The organism is Pseudomonas sp. NPDC089996 (genome assembly GCF_044748405.1).
Lineage (GTDB): Bacteria > Pseudomonadota > Gammaproteobacteria > Pseudomonadales > Pseudomonadaceae > Aquipseudomonas.
On record NZ_JBIVGA010000040.1, the window covers coordinates 1 to 1,971 of the forward strand.

Sequence of the window (1,971 nt, forward strand, 5' to 3'; positions counted from 1 at the left end):
GCGATGCCCGGCAAGATTTCGCGTACGACGAGGCCGATCGGTTGCTGAGCATCCAGCGCCACCCAACAGGCACTGGCAAGCAGCTGGGCATTACTTAGGAAAAGCTCGGTTACAGCTATGACCTGCTAGGCCGGTTGACGCAAGAGCTGAGCCCCGGCGGCGCGCTCGATTATGAATACGATGCGCTCAGCAACCTGACTTCGCTGACGCTGCCGGATGGCCGCAAGCTCAACCACCTGTACTACGGCAGCGGCCACCTGCAGCAGCTGAACCTGGATGGCCAGGTGATCAGCGACATGGAGCGTGACGACCTGCACCGTGAGGTGTACCGCACCCAAGGCAAGCTCACCAGCTGCTTTGGCTACGACGCGATGGGGCGCAAGGCTTGGCAGTTCGCCTCGACCTTGCCCGCCGACAAGCTTTCACAGGTGCACAACACCGGTATCAACACCTCGTTGCTGGTGGAGCATGCCTACAACCCGATTCACCGCCGTTCCATACTGACCAGATTGGTACGCCGCTCGAGCTGACGGATAGCGATGGCAAGATCGTTTGGCAAGTCACATATCGCTCGTGGGGCTCGGTAGAGCAGCTAGCCGTAAGTGAAGTCAAGCAAAATTTACGCTACCAAGGTCAGTACTTTGATGCTGAAACAGGGCTGCACTACAATACCTTCCGATATTATGATCCTGAAGGGGGACGTTTTGTTACTCAGGACCCTATTGGTTTAGATTGCGGGCTCAACCTTTATTGCTACGGTTAGAATCCGACAGGCTGGATCGACCCGTGGGGATGGGAGTGTTGGAGTACTGCTCGGAAAAACTATTGGAAAGCTGAAGCCAAAGCCCCTACTCGTGCCTACTCACCCGCAAACCTTGTGCGTATGGCTGAGGGGAAAGCGCCCAAAATGACAGTTGAGGTGATTTCGCGCAAAAATGATAAAATATCAATTAGAGAGTGACTTTAGAACTTCATCATAATGATATTCCTCAGCGAGTGGGTGGGGCAGGTGTACATGATTCGTCTAATTTGCTCGCGCTTACCCCGTGGGAGCATGAAGCAGTCGATCAGTTTAGGTATGTAGGCTCTGACTTGATCAGAGTGATTAAAGGAGTTGATGTATGGTAGTTGATGGCGATTCATTGGCGGAAAACATAATTGGCTCTTCCGCCTATAAGAAGTTACTTGCGGATCTAGTCGGCGCTGCAGGTATTGAGGTTGAGTCGGAATACGCAGAGGTATTCGCACGGCTTGACTCTGCTAAGATTGTAAAGTCAAAGGTCGATGTTGACGACTTGATGTCCATTTTGACAGACAAAATGGATCTTATAAGGCAGTACTCCCTTTCTAAATTTCAAGCGCTTTCCGATGAAGATGATGAGGAGGAGTATCCCGCTGGCGCCGAGCCTTCTGACGACGAAAAAAGTAAAATTCTTTCGATTGGAAAATACTCACAAGGTTTTTTGCTGACTAATCTCATTGAGTATGCATTGGCGATGTCTGGTCGTGAGCGCCTACTGGAATATATTAAATTGTCGAGAATTCCACATGCAAAGAAATATGCTGATCAAGTAATCAACTTGTCAAAGCTTGGGTAGCGCTAGCTGCCGCTATGGTTGGCATTGTTTGAGTTTGAAAACATTGTATTTTTGCAGGGCTCTACGTTCTTTAATAATATTTTAGGTATTTTTCGGGGCGACAGCCCCGATTTTTCTATAAATTCTCAACTCAGAAATTGTCTATTTATAGGAAGGGCGCGGCCGTTTTGGCAGCACTGCCACAGGTCTGCACCGAAGGCGGCCACTACCTCCTGCAGACGCTCGACAACCTGTTCTTCTACTTCGGCGAAGTGCCAGACACCAGCGCTGAAATCCCTCTGCAACGCATCGAAAACGCCCTCGGCCACTTCCTGCATTTCACCCGTACCCCCGACGGCACCCTGACCGACATCAGCGCCACCGGCGGCACCCG

1 protein-coding gene and 2 pseudogenes are annotated in these 1,971 nt (G+C 51.1%); all 3 read left to right on the plus strand.

The window, feature by feature from the left end; all coding sequences use genetic code 11:
* A pseudogene (locus ACIPW4_RS27250) lies at window positions 1-1,128 on the plus strand (RHS repeat domain-containing protein); the annotation flags it as partial.
* Entirely contained in the window at window positions 1,122-1,598 is a 477-nt protein-coding gene (locus ACIPW4_RS27255; protein WP_400663761.1) for a hypothetical protein, read from the plus strand. The pseudogene ACIPW4_RS27250 and the gene ACIPW4_RS27255, both read left to right, overlap by 7 nt.
* 185 nt (window positions 1,599-1,783) lie before the next feature.
* Window positions 1,784-1,971, plus strand: a pseudogene (locus ACIPW4_RS27260) (hypothetical protein); the annotation flags it as partial.